Annotated in this window: 16 protein-coding genes and 1 tRNA gene; 5 read left to right on the forward strand and 12 right to left on the reverse strand. The window is 74.2% G+C overall.

From position 1 onward, the window contains the following. Positions 1 to 25: 25 nt before the first annotated feature. Genes ABD358_RS02565 through ABD358_RS02575 form a run of 3 tightly spaced genes read right to left on the reverse strand, consistent with a single transcriptional unit; the run spans position 26 to position 3,392 of the window. Complete coding sequence (locus ABD358_RS02565; protein ID WP_344629141.1) at positions 26 to 913, reverse strand: SDR family oxidoreductase; 888 nt, start codon at positions 911 to 913, stop codon at positions 26 to 28. After that, positions 910 to 1,866 (reverse strand): alpha/beta fold hydrolase, encoded by a 957-nt coding sequence (locus ABD358_RS02570; protein WP_344629142.1) that lies wholly within the window; start codon positions 1,864 to 1,866, stop codon positions 910 to 912. Before ABD358_RS02570 ends, ABD358_RS02565 begins: the two co-directional genes overlap by 4 nt. Continuing rightward, entirely contained in the window at positions 1,863 to 3,392 is a 1,530-nt protein-coding gene (locus tag ABD358_RS02575) for a flavin-containing monooxygenase (RefSeq protein WP_344629143.1), read from the reverse strand. The genes ABD358_RS02570 and ABD358_RS02575 overlap by 4 nt, the downstream gene beginning before the upstream one ends. 175 nt (positions 3,393 to 3,567) lie before the next feature. On the opposite strand from ABD358_RS02575, the gene ABD358_RS02580 reads away from it, so the two are divergent. Then, complete coding sequence (locus tag ABD358_RS02580) at positions 3,568 to 4,512, forward strand: MerR family transcriptional regulator (RefSeq protein WP_425576226.1); 945 nt, start codon at positions 3,568 to 3,570, stop codon at positions 4,510 to 4,512. Between the two features lie 100 nt (positions 4,513 to 4,612). Beyond that, positions 4,613 to 5,866 (forward strand): FUSC family protein, encoded by a 1,254-nt coding sequence (locus ABD358_RS02585; protein WP_344629144.1) that lies wholly within the window; start codon positions 4,613 to 4,615, stop codon positions 5,864 to 5,866. On the opposite strand, the gene ABD358_RS02590 is transcribed toward ABD358_RS02585, so the two are convergent. After that, positions 5,854 to 6,651 carry an exodeoxyribonuclease III gene (locus ABD358_RS02590; RefSeq protein WP_344629145.1) on the reverse strand — a complete coding sequence of 266 codons (798 nt, stop codon included), beginning with the start codon at positions 6,649 to 6,651 and terminating at the stop codon, positions 5,854 to 5,856. The genes ABD358_RS02585 and ABD358_RS02590 overlap by 13 nt on opposite strands. A 22-nt stretch (positions 6,652 to 6,673) precedes the next feature. On the opposite strand from ABD358_RS02590, the gene ABD358_RS02595 reads away from it, so the two are divergent. Beyond that, complete coding sequence (locus ABD358_RS02595; protein WP_344629146.1) at positions 6,674 to 7,153, forward strand: GNAT family N-acetyltransferase; 480 nt, start codon at positions 6,674 to 6,676, stop codon at positions 7,151 to 7,153. 36 nt (positions 7,154 to 7,189) lie between these two features. Here the strand turns inward: ABD358_RS02595 and ABD358_RS02600 are convergent, their stop codons facing one another. Then, positions 7,190 to 7,921 (reverse strand): DUF4097 family beta strand repeat-containing protein, encoded by a 732-nt coding sequence (locus ABD358_RS02600; RefSeq protein ID WP_344629147.1) that lies wholly within the window; start codon positions 7,919 to 7,921, stop codon positions 7,190 to 7,192. A 232-nt stretch (positions 7,922 to 8,153) separates the two neighbouring features. Between ABD358_RS02600 and ABD358_RS02605 the strand changes: the two genes are divergently transcribed. Both ABD358_RS02605 and ABD358_RS02610 read left to right on the forward strand, forming a co-directional pair. Further along, entirely contained in the window at positions 8,154 to 9,095 is a 942-nt protein-coding gene (locus ABD358_RS02605) for an arylamine N-acetyltransferase family protein (RefSeq protein WP_344629148.1), read from the forward strand. Between the two features lie 70 nt (positions 9,096 to 9,165). Then, complete coding sequence (locus ABD358_RS02610) at positions 9,166 to 9,930, forward strand: SAM-dependent methyltransferase (RefSeq protein ID WP_344629149.1); 765 nt, start codon at positions 9,166 to 9,168, stop codon at positions 9,928 to 9,930. A 114-nt stretch (positions 9,931 to 10,044) separates the two neighbouring features. Here ABD358_RS02610 and ABD358_RS02615 read toward each other — a convergent pair. The 7 genes from ABD358_RS02615 to galU all read right to left on the reverse strand — a co-directional run bounded on the left by ABD358_RS02615 (position 10,045) and on the right by galU (position 15,574). Then, positions 10,045 to 10,118: transfer RNA gene (locus ABD358_RS02615), tRNA-Ala, on the reverse strand. A gap of 92 nt (positions 10,119 to 10,210) precedes the next feature. Further along, complete coding sequence (gene sepX / locus ABD358_RS02620) at positions 10,211 to 11,311, reverse strand: divisome protein SepX/GlpR (protein ID WP_344629150.1); 1,101 nt, start codon at positions 11,309 to 11,311, stop codon at positions 10,211 to 10,213. Between the two features lie 172 nt (positions 11,312 to 11,483). Then, on the reverse strand, positions 11,484 to 12,110 hold the full coding sequence (locus tag ABD358_RS02625) for a GNAT family N-acetyltransferase (protein WP_344629437.1): 627 nt from the start codon (positions 12,108 to 12,110) through the stop codon (positions 11,484 to 11,486). Further along, the gene (locus ABD358_RS02630) at positions 12,107 to 12,691 is read right to left on the reverse strand and encodes a MogA/MoaB family molybdenum cofactor biosynthesis protein (protein ID WP_344629151.1); all 585 of its coding nucleotides are present in this window, start codon (positions 12,689 to 12,691) and stop codon (positions 12,107 to 12,109) included. Before ABD358_RS02630 ends, ABD358_RS02625 begins: the two co-directional genes overlap by 4 nt. Then, positions 12,688 to 13,197, reverse strand: a complete 510-nt coding sequence (gene moaC / locus ABD358_RS02635) for a cyclic pyranopterin monophosphate synthase MoaC (protein ID WP_344629152.1) — start codon at positions 13,195 to 13,197, stop codon at positions 12,688 to 12,690. The genes ABD358_RS02630 and moaC overlap by 4 nt, the downstream gene beginning before the upstream one ends. Before the next feature lie 54 nt (positions 13,198 to 13,251). Next, on the reverse strand, positions 13,252 to 14,667 hold the full coding sequence (locus ABD358_RS02640) for a molybdopterin molybdotransferase MoeA (RefSeq protein ID WP_344629153.1): 1,416 nt from the start codon (positions 14,665 to 14,667) through the stop codon (positions 13,252 to 13,254). Positions 14,668 to 14,671: 4 nt separating this feature from the next. Further along, positions 14,672 to 15,574 (reverse strand): UTP--glucose-1-phosphate uridylyltransferase GalU, encoded by a 903-nt coding sequence (galU, locus tag ABD358_RS02645; RefSeq protein ID WP_344629154.1) that lies wholly within the window; start codon positions 15,572 to 15,574, stop codon positions 14,672 to 14,674. Positions 15,575 to 15,694: the final 120 nt, after the last annotated feature.

The raw sequence follows: 15,694 nt of genomic DNA on the forward strand, positions 1-15,694 counted from the left end.
CCCGTGCGGCGAACCCCGGCGGCGCTCAGCGGTTCGCGCGCTCCTTCTCGTCCGCCGCGCCGCCCGCGCCCACCAGCCCGCGCCCCCCGCCCGCGGCGGCCAGGCGCGGCGCGAAGTGCCGCATCTCGCGCTGCCCGACCCGGCCGATGATCCCGGGCAGGTACCCGCGGACCGGCTGCATGCCGCGCAGCCACCACTGCCCGTAGACGTGGAACGAGCGGCGTTCGATGCCGGCGACGATCCGGTCCACGGCCGGGCCCAGCGGGTACGTCCTGTTCGCCGGCCAGGGCAGCCGGCCGCGCAGCTCGCGCATCACCTCGTCCTCGTCGGCGCCGCGGACCATGTCGGTGTCCGTCCAGCTCAGGTAGCCGACGCCGACTCGCACCCCCTGGTAGCCGACCTCCGCGCGCAGGCTGTGCGCGAAGGCCTCCACACCCGACTTGGAGGCGCAGTAGGCGGTCATCATCGGAGCGGGGGTGATCGCCGCGAGCGAGGCGATCTGGAGCAGGTAGCCGCGCGACTCGATCAGGGCGGGCAGGAAGGCGCGGGCGGTGATGGCGCTGCCGAGCAGGTTGACCTCGATCACCCGGCGCCAGGAGGTCTCGTCGGAGTCGGCGAACAGGCCGCCGGTGGCCACGCCGGCGTTGGCGACGACGGTGTCCACCGAGCCGAAGCGCTCCCTCACCTCCCGCGCGACCTTCGCCATCGCGGTGTGGTCGGTGACGTCGGCGTGCCAGTGCGCGGAGTCCGTCGGCAGCGCCTCGCCGACCTTCCGCAGCCCCTCCGGCTCCAGGCCGACCAGGGCGATCCGCGCGCCGCGCGCCGCGAGTTTCCGGGCGAGCAGCTCGCCCACGCCCCGGGCCGCGCCCGTCACCACCACGACCTGGTCCTGAAGACTTCTGCGTCCTGTCACGAGAGCTCCTTCACGGCTGGGAGGGCGGGCGACGGGTCCCCGGCCCCGGACAGGTGGTCGCGCACCAGGGCGGCCACGGCGTCGGCGACGGTCTCCGGCGCCTCGACGGGGGTCATGTGCCCGAGGCCGGGCAGTACGGTCAGGCCGGTGCAGTGCGGCAGCGCCCCGGCCAGCCGGCGGGCGTGCACCGGCGGGGTGAGCCGGTCCTTCTCGCCGGCGACGACGCCGACCGGCATGTCCAGGGCGGCGAGGTTGGCGTCCAGGTCCAGCACCGCCAGGACGTCCCTCGCCCAGGAGGCGCGCACCGCGCGGGGGCAGGCGTGGACGATGCGGGCGCACGCCTCCATCTGTTCCCGGGTGGCGGCGGGGCCCATCGTGGCGTACCGCAGGACGCGCATGCCCAGCGGCGTCACGGGGCCCAGGGGCAGGCTGGAGCCGAGGACGGCCTTCTGGACGCGGTACCGCAGCCGGCCGGCGCTCAGCGGCGCCACCGTGGACTCGTGCAGCAGCCGGGAGCTGCCGGTGTTGCACAGCAGCGCGGCGGCGACGCGTTCGCGCATCTGGGGGCGTCCGGCGGCGGCCATGACCGTCATCCCGCCCATGGAGTGGCCCGCGACCACCACCCGGGAACCGGCGGCCTCCAGCACGGCGCACAGGTCGTCGGCGAGGGCGGTGGTGGTGTGGCCGCCGGGGCCGGCGGCCGGGGAGCGGCCGTGGCCGCGCTGGTCGTAGGCGATCACCCGGTGGCCGTCGGCCAGGTGCCGTATCACCGGGGCCCAGAAGGCGGTGGAGCAGGTCCAGCCGTGCGCCAGGACGACGGTGGGGCCGTCCTCGCGTCCGTGCTCCTCCACGTGGATCTCCGCGCCGTCGGCGGAGGTGACGGTGAACTCGCGGCGGGCGGGGACGGGGGCGTACGGCCCCGAGGTGACGTGTCCGGGACGGGGCGCGCTCATCGGGCCGCCTCCGCCAGGTCCGCGGTCTGCCGCCCCGTCCGGGCCGGGGCGCGCAGCACCCGGTACTCGGCCAGGTCGACCCGCCTGGTGACCCTCCGGAACTCGCCGGTGGTGCCCGGCCAGACGGTGGTGTTGCGGCCGTTGGCGTCCAGGTACCAGCTCCGGCAGCCGCCCGTGGTCCACACCGTGCGCTTCATGCGCTCCTGGACGCGGTCGTTCCAGGCGCGGACGGCCTCGGGACGGGCGTCGAGCGCGGCCCGGCCGGTGCCGGCGGTGGTGAGCGTGTCGAGCTGCGCGAGGTAGTCGACCATGTAGTTGAGCTGGGCCTCGATGATGAGGATCATCGAGCTGTTGCCGAGTCCGGTGTTGGGGCCGATGATCGTCATGAAGTTGGGGAAGCCCGTGGCGGTGGAGCCGCGCAGGGCCTCCATCCCGTCCTTCCACGCCTCGGCCAGCGTCGTGCCGTCGGCGCCCTTGATCCGGTGGGCGATCGGCATGTCGGTGACGTGGAAGCCGGTGCCGAAGATCACCGCGTCCACCTCGGCCTCGGTGCCGTCGGCGGCCACCAGGGTGCTGCCGCGGACCTCCTTCAGACCGGAGGCGACGACGTCCACGTTGGGTTTCGCCAGCGCCGGATAGTAGGTGTTGGACAGCAGGATGCGCTTGCAGCCGATGCGGTAGTCCGGGGTGAGCTTGGCGCGCAGCGCCGGGTCCCTGACGGCCTTGTGCATGTGGCGTCTGGCGAGCTTCTCGACCAGGCCCAGCTGGGCGGGGTGCTTGGTGAACGCTCCGACCTGGAGTTCGCGGATGAGCCAGAGCATCTGGCGGCGCAGGGCGCGCGTGGGGGGCACAGCGGCGTGCAGTCGGCGCTCGAAGGCGCTGATCTCCCGGTCCACGCGCGGCATGACCCACGCCGGGGTGCGCTGGAAGACGGTGAGCCGCCCGACGAGCGGCTGGATCGCCGGGATGATCTGGATCGCGGAGGCGCCGGTGCCGATCACGGCGACGCGCTTGCCGCGCAGGTCGTAGTCGTGGTCCCACTGCGCGGAGTGGAAGACCTTGCCGGTGAAGCCGTCCAGGCCGGGTATGTCGGGGATCCTGGGGTCGGAGAGCGGGCCGGTGGCCGAGACGACCATGTCGGCGGTCAGGGTGCCCGCGGCGGTCTCGACCTCCCAGCGCAGCTCCTCCGCGTCCCAGCGGGCCTGGAGCACCTCGGCGCCGAAGCGTATGTGGGGGCGCAGCCCGAAGGTGTCGGCGACCCGCTCCAGGTAGGCGCGGATGTGCTCCTGTCCGGAGAAGTTCCGCGGCCAGTCGGGGTTGGGCGCGAAGGAGAACGAGTAGAGGTGGGAGGGCACGTCGCAGGCGCACCCCGGGTAGCTGTTGTCCCGCCAGGTGCCGCCCACGGAGTCGCGGCGCTCCAGCACCACGAAGTCCGTGATGCCCGCGCGGCGCAGTCGTACGGCGGCGCCCAGGCCGCCGAACCCCGATCCGATCACCGCCACCCGTACATGCTCGTGCTCGGCCATGCCGCCTCCCGACTTCCTGCGTCGCACTCACGGAACATGCCAGTGATCACTGGCATGGTGGGAGCGTAGGACAGGAGCGTACTGATCGGTAGAGGGCGGGACGGGGAAAGTTACCGGCGGTCGCACCCTGCTCCGGCGGCCCGGGAACCCGCCCGTTCCGCATAGGCTTCCGGGTGTGGCGGACCCAGAGACAGACGCAGCACCGGGGCCGGCGCCGGACGCCGAAGGGGCGGACGGCACGGCACACCCCGACGGGCCGGCCCCCGGCGGGAAGACCCCCGTCGAGTACCGCACGGCCGAACTCGCCAGGGCGGCGGGCATCACCGTGCGCACCCTGCGCTTCTACCGCGAGCGCAGACTCCTCCCGCCGCCGCGCCGCGAGGGCCGGATCGCCTGGTACAACGAGCACCACCTGGCCCGGCTGCGGACGATCTCCGCACTGCTGGCCCGCGGCCACACCCTCGGCGGCATCGCCGACCTGATCGACGCCTTCGAGAAGGGCCGGGACAGCGGGAACGCCGCCGAACTCCTCGGCCTGGAGAGCGCGCTGGTCTCCCCCTGGTCGGAGGAGACCCCCGTCCGTCTCACCCCCGAGGAACTGGCCGCGCACTTCCCCGGCGAGGTCACCTCCGGCAACCTCGCCGCCGCACTGCGGCTGGGCTACGTCGCCGTCGACGGCGAGGAGGTCGTCCACGTCAGCCGCCGCCTGCTCGACGCGTCCACCGCGCTGGTGCGCGAAGGGATACCGCTCGCGGCGGTGCTGGAGGCCGGACGCGTGGTGCGCGAGCACGCCGACGCCGTCGCCGACCTGTTCACCGGCCTCGTCCGCAGGCACCTGCTCGCGGACGTCGACGAACTGTCCCCCGCCGGCCTCCAGCGCCTCTCCGAGCTCATGGACCGGCTGCGCCCGCTGGCCAAGCAGGTCGTCGACACCGAACTGGCACTGGCCATGGACCGCCGCGTCCGCGCGGAGCTGGAGTCGTGGCCGCGCTCGGACGCCGGCCCGCGGACCGGTTCCGGGGCCGGACGGGAACCGGGGCAAAACCCCGGGGCGGACCCCGGAACAGGGGCGGGAGCGGACGCGGGGGCAGACCCCGGGACGGAGTCCGCGGGCGCCTGAGCCCGTACCGCGCTCCGGACCGTCCGGCGTCCGAACCGTCCGGCGTCCGGACCGGTTCCGCCGCGCATGCCCGGCCCGTCCCCGTGGCAGGCGTACCCGAATGGTGCACACACGTTCCGCTTCGCAGCGCGCCCGGACCGCCTCGCCGTGGCGGGCCGTACGGGCGGAGGCCTCCTGGATCGCCCGGGCCGCACGCCGCGCCTGGCGCGAACCGGGCCGCGAGCGGGACCTGGCCGTCCAGTCCGGCAAGGCCGCGCTCGCCGCCCTCATCGCCTGGTTCGCCGCCTCCTGGCTGCTGCCCGAGGCCTTCGCCCTGATGGCGCCGTGGGTGGCCGTGGTCCTGGTGCAGGCGACCGTCTACCGGTCGGTGCGGCAGGGGCTCCACCAGACGCTGGCGATCACCACGGGCACCGTGCTGGCCGCCGCCCTGGTCATCCCCTTCGGCCACCCCCTGCTGGCGATGGTCGTCGTCCTGCCCCTCACCACCCTGCTGAGCAACTGGCCGCGCTTCGGCGACCAGGGCATCTACGCCTCCACCGCCGCCCTGTTCACCCTGGTCCCGGGCGAGACGACGCTCGACTCCACCGTCTCCCGCATCCTGGCCACGCTGCTGGGCACGGCCGTCGGCATCGCCGTCAACGCCCTGGTCCTGCCGCCCGTCTACCTGCGCAGCACCCGCGAGGCGGTGGACGACGTGGTCCGCGAGGCCCGGGAGATCGTGGCGGAACTCGCCGACGGCCTGGACGAGCCCTGGGAGTACGACCGCGTCCGCGCCTGGTACGAGCGGGCCTGCCGCCTCCCGCGGCTGGTCCGCGGCGTCCACTCGGCGCTCGGCTGGAGCCGGGAGAGCCTCCGCCTCAACCCCGACCGCCGCCGCCGGGCCGAACTGGCGCGGCTGGACGCGGTGTACGACGAAACCCTGGACACCCTGGACAACGTCGCCGCCCGCCTCGTCGGACTGACCCGCACCCTGGTGGAGGCCGCCGACGAGAGCGACGAGACCCCCCGCCCCGACCACTCCGTCACCCGCCCCTACGCAGGCTTCCTCCGCCAGGTCGCCACGGCCCTGGACGCCTACGGCCGCGCGGTCACCGGCGACGCCCCCGACGCGGCCCGGGAGGAGCTCCGGGAGGCCGTCGGGGCGGCCCGCGCCACCCGGCACCGGCTCCGCGCCGACCTTCCCCGGCAGGCCGGGGCCGACCCGGGGCGGGTGGCGGTGTTCGGCACGCTCCTGGCCGAGGCGCGCCGCCTCACCGAATCCCTCCTGCCCGCCGACGGCGACCCGGCCGGGGGCGGGGACGGCGGCGGACGCGGTGGCGGCGAGGGCGCGCCGGGAGACCGTCAGGGCCCGTAGACGACCGTCACGGGCGCGTGGTCGCTCCACCGCCCCGCGTGGTCGGCCGCGCGCTCCACGATCGCCTTCACCGCCCGCCGCGCCAGGCCCTCCGTCGCGACGTGGTAGTCGATCCGCCATCCCGCGTCGTTGTCGAAGGCGCGGCCCCGGTAGGACCACCAGGTGTACGGCCCCTCCTGGTCCGGGTGCAGACGGCGGACGACGTCGACGTAGCCCGCCTCGTCGAAGACCCGGCCGAGCCAGGCGCGCTCCTCCGGCAGGAAACCGGAGTTCTTCCGGTTGGCCCGCCAGTTCTTCAGGTCCGCCTCCCGGTGCGCGATGTTCCAGTCGCCGCAGACGAGCACCTCGCGCCCCTCGGCGGCGGCGCGCTCGCGCAGCCCGGCGAGGTACGGCAGGAAGGCCGCCATGAAGCGCTCCTTCTCCTCCTGCCGCTCGGTGCCCACCTCGCCCGAGGGGAGGTAGAGGCTGGCGACGGTCAGCCCCGGCAGGTCGACCTCCAGGTAGCGGCCGGAGTCGGTGAACTCGGTCACGCCGAACCCCACCTGCACCCGCTCCGGCGCACGCCGGGTGAGCACCGCCACACCCGCGCGCCCCTTGGCCGCGGCGGGGGCGTACTGCGCGTGCCAGCCCTCCGGTTCACCTACCCCGTCCGGGAGTTGGTCCGGCTCGGCGCGCACCTCCTGCAGGCACACCACGTCCGCCTCGGTCGCGGCCAGCCACTCGGTGTAGCCCTTCTTCGCCGCTGCCCGCAGCCCGTTCACATTGACCGTCGAAATCGTCAGCACCCCGGCACCTTACGATGCGGGCATGCGCATCGTGCCCACTCCCTTCGACCATCCCGACGCCGTGAAGCTCAACGACCTGGTGCAGCAGGAGTACGCCGAGCGGTACGGGGGAGAAGGCGATGTCACCCCGCTGGACCCGGCGATGTTCCAGCCGCCGAACGGCCTGTTCCTCGTGGCCTACGACGAGCTGGACCGTCCCGTCGCCACCGGCGGCTGGCGGGCGATGGACGAGAACGAGGAGAACTACCGGGACGGCGACGCCGAGCTGAAGCGGATGTTCGTGGTCCGCGAGGCCCGGCGGCAGGGCCTGTCCCGCCGCATCCTGGCCCTCCTGGAGGAGGACGCCCGGCAGGCGGGCCGGATCCGGATGGTGCTGGAGACCGGCACCATGCAGCCGGAGGCGATGGCGCTGTACGAGTCGAGCGGCTACGCCCTCTGCGAGAAGTTCGGGGTCTACCGCAACGAGCCCAACAGCCGCTGCTACGCCAAGCCCCTGCGCTGAGCCCCGGGACGGCCCGGGCCGTCCCTCCGGGCCGGTTCAGCCGCGCTTGACGGTGATCCCGCCGTTGCCGGTGGCCAGGTCGAGCGTGTACGGGCCGGAGGGGTCGTCGTCGACTCCGATGTTCCGGTCGCCGTTGTCGCTGTCGGCGGTGACGCGGTAGCGGGCGCCGGGCACGGTGAGGACGACGTCGCCGTTGGAGGTCCTCACCCGGACGTCCTGCGGCGCGGCGAGAGCGAGGTCGACCTCGCCGTTGGAGGTCTCCGCCCGGATGCCGTCGCCCCTCAGTCCGCGGCCGGTGATCCGTCCGTTGTTGGTGCGGACCTCGACCGGGCCCGCCACGTCCTCCAGCTCCACCCGGCCGTTGGAGGTGGACACGTCCACCGCGCCCACTTTGTCGAGCGTCACCCGGCCGTTGGAGGTGGAGCCCGTCACCGTGATCCCCGCGGGGACGTCGACGGTGTAGCGGACCTCGCAGCGCCGGCCGCAGCCGCCCAGCACCAGGACGCCGTCCTCCACCCGGTGGGTGGCGCCCTCGGGCCTGTCCCCCCGGTACTCGACGGTGCGCTCCAGGGTCACCCGGTCCAGGTCCTCCCTGCCGCGCAGGGTGACGTCCCCCGGGCCGGACTCCAGACGCACGGACGTGATCTCCGCGTCCACCGTGGCGCCGTCGCCGAAGGTCTCGCCGGGCACCAGGCCGCAGGAGCCGGCCAGAGCTGCGGCGAGCACGGCGGCCGTGGTGCTTTGGACGAGGCGTAACCGCTGGGGCATGTCTGTCTCCGCATCACTGGGGTCCTCCGCGGTCGCGGAGACGGCGTTCCGGGGCCGGAGAGGCCGATGCCGTCGACGCTAGCCGCCCACGAGCGGTCCCGCCATGGGGTTCGCCCCCCTCTCCCACCGGGGGCCGCCCCCTTCCCTTGACTTCATGTCCGCTTGAGGTCCTAGCGTCGGTTCCACCGGCCGGCGACCGCCGGCCCGGCCGTCACGACGGGGAGGCCACACCATGACGGAACACGATGTCGAGACCGGTCGCCGGTGGGACGGCGGCCTGCTGGACCTGGACGCCTATCTGGCCCGGATCGGCCACACCGGGGACCTCTCCCCCACCGCGGAGACCCTGCGGGCCCTGCACCGCGCGCACGTCCTGGCCGTGCCCTTCGAGAACCTGGAGATCGTCCTCGGGCGGCCGGTCCCGCTCGATCTGCCCGCCCTCCAGGACAAGCTCGTCCGCCGGGCGCGCGGCGGGTACTGCTTCGAGCACGCCCGGATCTTCGCCGCCGCCCTGGAACGGCTGGGTTTCGGCGTCACCGGCCTGTCCTCCCGGGTCGGCATGGGCTCGGACCGCCTCCGGCCCGCCACGCACGCCGTGCTGCGGGTGGAGACCGCCGAGACGCCCGACACCGGGCGGGTGTGGATCTGCGACGTCGGATTCGGTTCCAGCCCCCTGGAACCGATCGAGTTCGCCGACGGGGCCGGGACCACCGACGGCGGCCGGTCCTTCCGGCTGGAACGGCGCACCGTCCGCCTCGGGACGACCCTCGCCGCCGAGGAGTGGACGCTCCGCGAGCGGCGCGCGCCCGTGGACGGCGATCTCCGGGGCGGGGACGGCGACGGCTGGCTCGACCTCCACACCTTCACCCCGAACCCGCAGTACGCCGTGGACTGGGTGGTGGGCAACCACCACGTCTCCACCCACCCCCGTTCGCCCTTCGTCCGGCGTCCGGTCGTCCAGCGCACCGGCCCCGGCGTCCACCAGGCGCTGTACGGCGCCACCTGGGTGACCACCGTCCTCGCGGACGGCTCGCGCCGAGTGCGCGAGCTGGAGCCGCACGAGGGGCCCAAGGTGCTGGAGGACGTCTTCGGCATCGTGCTGGACGCGGACGACGCCGCCGCGTTCGCCGCGGCGCTCGAACGCCTTCCCCGCGCCCCCGAGGCGAAGGACTGACGCGGGGAGGGTGCCGTCCCGCCGGGAAAACCGGTGTCCCGCCGTTCCCGGCGGAACTACGGTGCCCATCGTGACCACGGACACCGGCCGGCCGCCCCGGCTCACCCGCCTCGTCTTCCACGGCCCCCTCTCCGAGACGCGCGCCGACCGCGTCGTCCGGCGGCTCGTCCGCACGGACCCCGCCACCGTCCTCGACATCGGCTGCGGCTGGGGCGAGTTGACGCTCCGTCTCCTCGCCGCCGCGCCGGGGGCCACCGCCGTCGGTCTCGACATCAACGCCGAGGACCTGGCCCGCGCCCGCCGCGAGGCCGGGGCCCGCGGACTCGCCGACCGGGTGGAGTTCGTCAAGGCGTCCGTGGAAGAGGCCGCCCGCGGTCCGGCCGACCTCGTCCTGTGCGTCGGTTCCGGCCAGGCGCTCAGCACGGCCGCGCCGCCCGGACACACCGTCGAGGCCCTGCGGAAGCTGCGCCGGCTGGTCAATCCGGGCGGACGCGTCCTGTTCGGCGAGGGCTTCTGGCAGCGCACCCCCACCCCGGCCGAGCTGTCCCGGATGTGGCCGGGGGCGTCCGCCGACGAGCACCTCGACCTCGCGGGCCTGGTGGACACCGCCGTCGCCGCCGGGTTCCGGCCGGAGTGGACCGAGACGGCGAACGAGGACGAGTGGGAGGAGTTCGAGTCGGGATACCTGGCCGGCGAGGAGGAGTGGCTCGCCGCCCACCCCGACCACCCCCTGGCGGCCGAGGTGCGGGAGCGCGCCGACCGGCACCGCGCCGCCTGGATGGCCTACCGGGGCGTGCTGGGCATGGCCTACCTCACGCTGATCCCCGCGTCCTGACCGCACTCGGCGGCCTCGGCGGCCTCGGCGGCCCCACTGACGGAGCCTCCCCGGCGCCGGCTCGGGAACGGCGAAGCCCCTCCCGGTACCCGGGAGGGGCTTTCTGCTGCGGTGTGGACCTGAGGGGATTTGAACCCCTGACCCCCTCGATGCGAACGAGGTGCGCTACCGGACTGCGCTACAGGCCCTTGCAACGGGTGAAACCCTAGCATCCCCAACCGCGTGCGCGGAAATCCGTTCTCCCGCCGGTCCCCGTGGGCCCGGTGCGGTGCGGGACGGGTCACTCGTTGGCGGCGCGGGGGCGGTCCTCGTCGGCGTACTGGTCGAACAGCGGGGTCTGCCTGCGCGGCGCCGAGGCCGGGGCGCGGTCGGCCGCGGGCTGCTGGTCCGGAGCGGAGGAGACCGGAACGGAGGAGACCGGGGCGGCGGAGGCCGGGGTGGTGGAGGGGGCCGTGGTGGAGCGGGCCGAGCTCCAGGTGTCCGGGGCGCCGAGGTCCACGCCGCGCGCGGTGCGCGGGGCGACGGGGGCGTTGACGTAAGTGGGCAGCGGCACGGGCGTGGGCTCCCAGCCTCCGTCCGCCGGGCCGGGAGTGCGCTCGCGGCGCTGGGAGTCCACCCATTCGGCGTGGTCGGTCTGCTCCACCAGGGCCCGTCGTTCGGCGGCGGCCTCCGGGTCGGGCGCCTCGGGCTCGGCAACCGGGGCCGGGGAGGCGGGCATCCCCCGCTGTTCGCGCAGGTGCCGGGCCGCGGCCTCCGCCCGGCGCTGGTCCATCACGAAGGCGAAGCGGCGGCGCTCCTGGGCGCGCATGTGGGCGATGTACGCGCTCAGCAGTCCGGCGGGGATCGCGGGGGCCCACAGGAAGGCGACGCCGCCGACCGCGGCGACGATCGTGCCGAGCGTGAAGGCGAGGAAGAGCACCATCGTGGTGCGGCGGCGCCGGGCGAGGAGCTTGGCCCGGCGGACGCGGCCCGGCTGCCCCGCCGTGCCGGCGTGGTCGGCACGGCCCGTGCCCGCCGGGCGGCGCACCTCGGTGGGGGCCTCGGCGCGGGCCATGGTCGCGGGCCCGGGAACCTCGTGCCGCTCGGTCACGGGGTTGGCGAGGGCCCGGACGTCCACGCCGTCCGCGGGCACGCCGGTGGCGTCCTCGTCGGTGACCGCGAGATCCGGCGGACCGTCTCCCTCGCGTTCGGCCGCCTCCCTGAGGTCCCTGGCGTACCGGCGCTCCATCCCCGCCCGGCCGGACAGCAGCCGGATGGCGGTGCTGAAGCGCTCGGTGGGACGAGCTTCGTTGAGTTCGTCCTGCCGACGGAGCCACATCGGCACCAGGTAGGCGGCCCAGGCCCCGACGATGACTGCGTAGATGAGGCCGCTGCTGCTCACGCCTCACACGGTAGAGGGGTTTGCCGAACCCCATACGCCAATTGGCGCGGTGTGTCGCACGATCTGGCTGATATCTCTACCTTTTTTTGTGATTGTTGCGACTGACGTTCGCTGCTTTGCGCGGATGGTGAACGGAAGATGCCCAATCCGTAGATAGAATCGAACATTTATTTTATTTACGCGGAGTTCCGGGACTCGTGCGCCGGTGCCAGCGGTCCAGCAGCCCCTCGGGGACGTCCTCCGTGGTCAGGGCGTACACCAGGTGGTCGCGCCAGGCGCCGTCGATGTGCAGATAGCGCGGACGGAGACCCTCCTCGCGAAATCCGAGTTTCTCCACCACGCGGCGGCTCGGTCCGTTCTCGGGGCGGATGCAGACCTCGATCCGGTGCAGCCCGACCGTGCGGAAGCAGTGGTCCACGGCGAGCGCGACGGCCGTCGGCATCACCCCGCGCCCCGCCACCTCGTGGTCGATCCAGTAGCCGATGTGCCCCGAGCACATCGAGCCCCAGGTGATTCCGGCGACCGTCAACTGCCCGGCCAGCCGCCCCCGGTAGTCGATCACGAACGGCAGCATCCGGCCCGCCTGCGCCTCCGTCCGGAGGTGACGGACCATCTGCCGGTACGTCGGGCGCCGCGGCGGCAGGTGGCCGGGCAGGGCGGGCGGAATGGTGGCCTCCCACGGGCGCAGCCAGTCCCGGTTCCGCTGGTTCACCTCCCGCCAGGCGCGGTGGTCGCGCAGCCTTATGGGACGGAGGGTCACATCACCGTCCGTCAACTCGACCGGCCAGGAGGGGTTCAGTTCGGTTCCTCCCTCGGGGTGTGCTCCGGATCGTTCCCCCGGGCGTCTCCGGGACCGCTCCTCGGATGGGCGTCCCGCCGCGGGTGGTCGCCTCCGCGGATCTGCTCCACCGCATGGGCCAGAAGGGGCGCCAGGACGGCCAGTCCGTCGCGGACGCCCCCGCTGGAGCCGGGGAGGTTGACGATCAGCGTCGTGCCCGCCACGCCCGCCGTGCCGCGCGAGAGGGCGGCGGTGGGCACCTTGGCGAGACCGGCGGCGCGGATGGCCTCGGGGATGCCGGGGATCTCGTGGTCCAGCACGCGCCGGGTCGCCTCCGGCGTCCGGTCGGTCGGCGAGATGCCGGTGCCGCCGGTGGTGAGCACCACGTCGTAGGAGGCGGCGACGGCGGCGCGCAGCGCCTCCTCCACGGGGTCGCCGTCCGGGACGACGCGCGGGCCGTCGGCGGCGAAGCCCAGTTCGGCCAGGGCCTTCACCAGCAGCGGCCCGGTGGTGTCGGTGTAGACGCCCGCGGCGGCGCGGTCGGAGACGGTGACGGCCAGGGCGCGGCCCCGCGTACCGCTCGGGGCGCCGGTGCCGGTCACTGGTCCCGCCTCCACTCCCCGGAGGCGCCCCCGGTCTTCTCCTCCACCCGCACGTCCGTGATGACGGCGCCCTTGTCGACGGCCTTCACCATGTCCACGACGGTCAGCGCCGCGACCGACACGGCCGTCAGCGCCTCCATCTCCACCCCGGTGCGGTCGGTGGTCTTCACCGTCGCCGTGATCTCCACGGCGTCGTCCGCGACGGAGAGGTCCACCGTGACCCCGGACAGGGCCAGCGGGTGGCACAGCGGCACCAGGTCGGGCGTCCGCTTGGCGCCCATGATCCCGGCGATGCGGGCGACGGCGAGTGCGTCGCCCTTCGGGACCCCCTCGCCGCGCAGCAGTTCCACGACGCGCGGCGAGACGAGCACGCGCCCGGCCGCACGCGCGGTGCGGGCGGTGACCTCCTTGGCCGAGACGTCGACCATGCGGGCGGCGCCCGCCTCGTCGATGTGGGTGAGGCCGCCGGCCGTGCCGGGGGTGCTCCCCTGTGGCGCGCTGTTCATCACTCTCCCGCGTCGCTCCGTGTCGGACGACAACGGTACCCGCAGGACATCGGGTCAGTCGGTTCCGTCCAGGGGCACGACTTCCAGTTCGTCGCCCCGGGCGACTTCGGTGGTCTGCTCGGGTACGACGATCAGCGCGTCGGCACGGGCCAGGGAGCCGAGCAGGTGGGAGCCCGCGCCGCCCACCGGCCGCACGGTGCCGACCCGCTCGCCGTCGCCCGGCGGCTCGTACCGGCCGCGCAGGAACTGCCGTTTCCCGGCCGGGGAGCCGATGGGCTCCTCGCACTCCAGGCGGGCGCGGACGGTGGGCCGGGAGACGGTTTCCAGCCCCATCAGGGCGCGCAGGGCCGGGCGGACGAACAGCTCGAAGGAGACGTAGGAGCTGACCGGGTTGCCGGGCAGGGCGAACAGGGGGATGCCGTCGGGGCCGACCAGGCCGAAGCCCTGGGGCTTGCCGGGCTGCATGGCGAGTCTGCGGAACTCCACGCTCCGTGCGGGCGCGGCCGGCTTTCCGCCCTCCGGCGGCCGCCCGGACTCCCCGTGCTCCGGGTCCGTCCCGGATTCCTCGGACTCCGCCGGGTCGGCGCCGCCCAGTATGGTGCCGCCGAGGTCGGAGAGCGCCTCCTTCACCACGTCGTACGCACCGACGCTCACGCCGCCGCTGGTGACGACGGCGTCGGCGCGGACGAGCTGGTCCTCGATCACCGTGCGCAGGGTGTCGGCGTCGTCGGCCACCGCTCCGACGCGGTAGGCGATGGCGCCCGCGGCCCGGGCCGCGGCGGTCAGGGCGTAGCTGTTGGAGTCGTGGATCTGGCCCGGGCCCAGCGGCGAGCCGGGCCGGACGAGTTCGCTGCCGGTGGAGAGGACGACCACGCGCGGGCGCGGGCGGACGGTGACCGTCTCGCAGCCGACGGCGGCGAGCAGGCCGATCTGGGCGGGCCCCAGGACCGTGCCGGCCTCCAGGGCGACCGCGCCGGCCCGGATGTCGCCGCCCTTGTCGCGCACGTGCTGCCGGGCCGTCACCGGCCGGTGGACGCGGACCTCGCCCGTGGCGCCGGACGGGTCGGCGCTGTGGGCGGCCATGGCGTCGGCCGGGCCGCCGCCGGTGCCTCCGTCCGTCCACTCCACGGGGACGACGGCCTCGGCGCCGGGCGGCAGCGGGGCCCCGGTCATCACGCGGACGGCCTGGCCCGGTCCGATCCCCGGCAGCCGTCCGGTGCCCGCCGCCACGTCCCCGACGACCTCCAGCGTCACCGGGTCGTTCTCGCTCGCCTTCTCCACGTCGGCGACGCGGACCGCGTACCCGTCCATGGAGCTGTTGTCGAAGGGCGGCAGCGGGGTGGGCACCAGCACGTCCTCGACGAGTACGCATCCCTGCGCGTCGAGCAGGTGCAGCTCGATGGGGTCCAGCGGCCTCACCGACCGCAGGATGTCGGCCAGGTGCTCGTCGACGGACCAGGTCCTGCTCACGGGACTACAGCTCCTTGGCCACGAAGTCGCGCAGCCACTGCTGGAAGTCCGGCCCCAGGTCCTCGCGCTCGCACGCCAGCCGGACGATGGCCCGCAGGTAGTCGCCGCGGTCGCCGGTGTCGTAGCGGCGGCCCTTGAAGACCACGCCGTGCACCGGGCCGCCGATGGAGGGGTCGGCGGCGAGGGTCTGGAGGGCGTCGGTGAGCTGGATCTCGCCGCCGCGCCCGGGCTCGGTCTTGCGCAGGACCTCGAAGACGGCGGGGTCGAGGACGTAGCGGCCGATGACGGCCAGGTTGCTGGGGGCGTCCTCGCGGGAGGGCTTCTCCACCAGGTCGGAGACGCGCACGACGTCGTCGTCCCCGGTGGGCTTGGCCACGGCGCAGCCGTAGAGGTGGATGTTCTCGGGGTCGACCTCCAGCAGCGCCACGACGCTGCCGCCGTACACCGCCTGGATCTCGATCATGCGGGACAGCAGCGGGTCGCGCGGGTCGATCAGGTCGTCGCCGAGCAGGACGGCGAAGGGCTGGTCGCCGACGTGCGGGGCGGCGCACAGGACGGCGTGGCCCAGTCCCCTGGGGTCTCCCTGGCGCACGTAGTGGATGGTGGCGAGGTCGGTGGACTCCTGGACCTTGGTCAGCTTGGTCTCGTCGCCCTTCCTCCGCAGCACCTCCTCCAGCTCGTAGTTGCGGTCGAAGTGGTCCTCCAGCGGGCGCTTGTTGCGGCCCGTGACCATGAGGACGTCGGGGAGGCCCGCGGTGACGGCCTCCTCCACCACATACTGGATCGCGGGCTTGTCGACGACCGGCAGCATCTCCTTGGGAGTGGCCTTCGTCGCCGGGAGGAATCGGGTACCGAGCCCGGCGGCCGGGATCACGGCCTTGGTGATCCGTGTACGCGAGGTAGTCATGTCCAGCACCTTAGCCCCTGCCTTGTTACACAACGTGCGTTTTCAACACGTCCGTTGCGTTCTGCAGACAATCATTCCGGGGCCGCCGGATCGCCTCCGGAACAGGTCGGAGCCGGTCCG

Source organism: Streptomyces glaucosporus (assembly GCF_039533345.1).
Classification (GTDB): Bacteria; Actinomycetota; Actinomycetes; order Streptomycetales; family Streptomycetaceae; genus Streptomyces; species Streptomyces glaucosporus.

Bases quoted from the DNA above. Each gene is read 5' to 3' on its own strand.
- galU (WP_344629154.1), bottom strand. From the start codon at position 15,574: ATGACTACCTCGCGTACACGGATCACCAAGGCCGTGATCCCGGCCGCC.
- ABD358_RS02595 (WP_344629146.1), top strand. From the start codon at position 6,674: ATGCGCATCGTGCCCACTCCCTTCGACCATCCCGACGCCGTGAAGCTC.
- moaC (WP_344629152.1), bottom strand. From the start codon at position 13,197: ATGAACAGCGCGCCACAGGGGAGCACCCCCGGCACGGCCGGCGGCCTC.
- ABD358_RS02605 (WP_344629148.1), top strand. From the start codon at position 8,154: ATGACGGAACACGATGTCGAGACCGGTCGCCGGTGGGACGGCGGCCTG.
- ABD358_RS02570 (WP_344629142.1), bottom strand. From the start codon at position 1,866: ATGAGCGCGCCCCGTCCCGGACACGTCACCTCGGGGCCGTACGCCCCC.
- ABD358_RS02575 (WP_344629143.1), bottom strand. From the start codon at position 3,392: ATGGCCGAGCACGAGCATGTACGGGTGGCGGTGATCGGATCGGGGTTC.
- ABD358_RS02585 (WP_344629144.1), top strand. From the start codon at position 4,613: ATGGTGCACACACGTTCCGCTTCGCAGCGCGCCCGGACCGCCTCGCCG.
- ABD358_RS02600 (WP_344629147.1), bottom strand. From the start codon at position 7,921: ATGCCCCAGCGGTTACGCCTCGTCCAAAGCACCACGGCCGCCGTGCTC.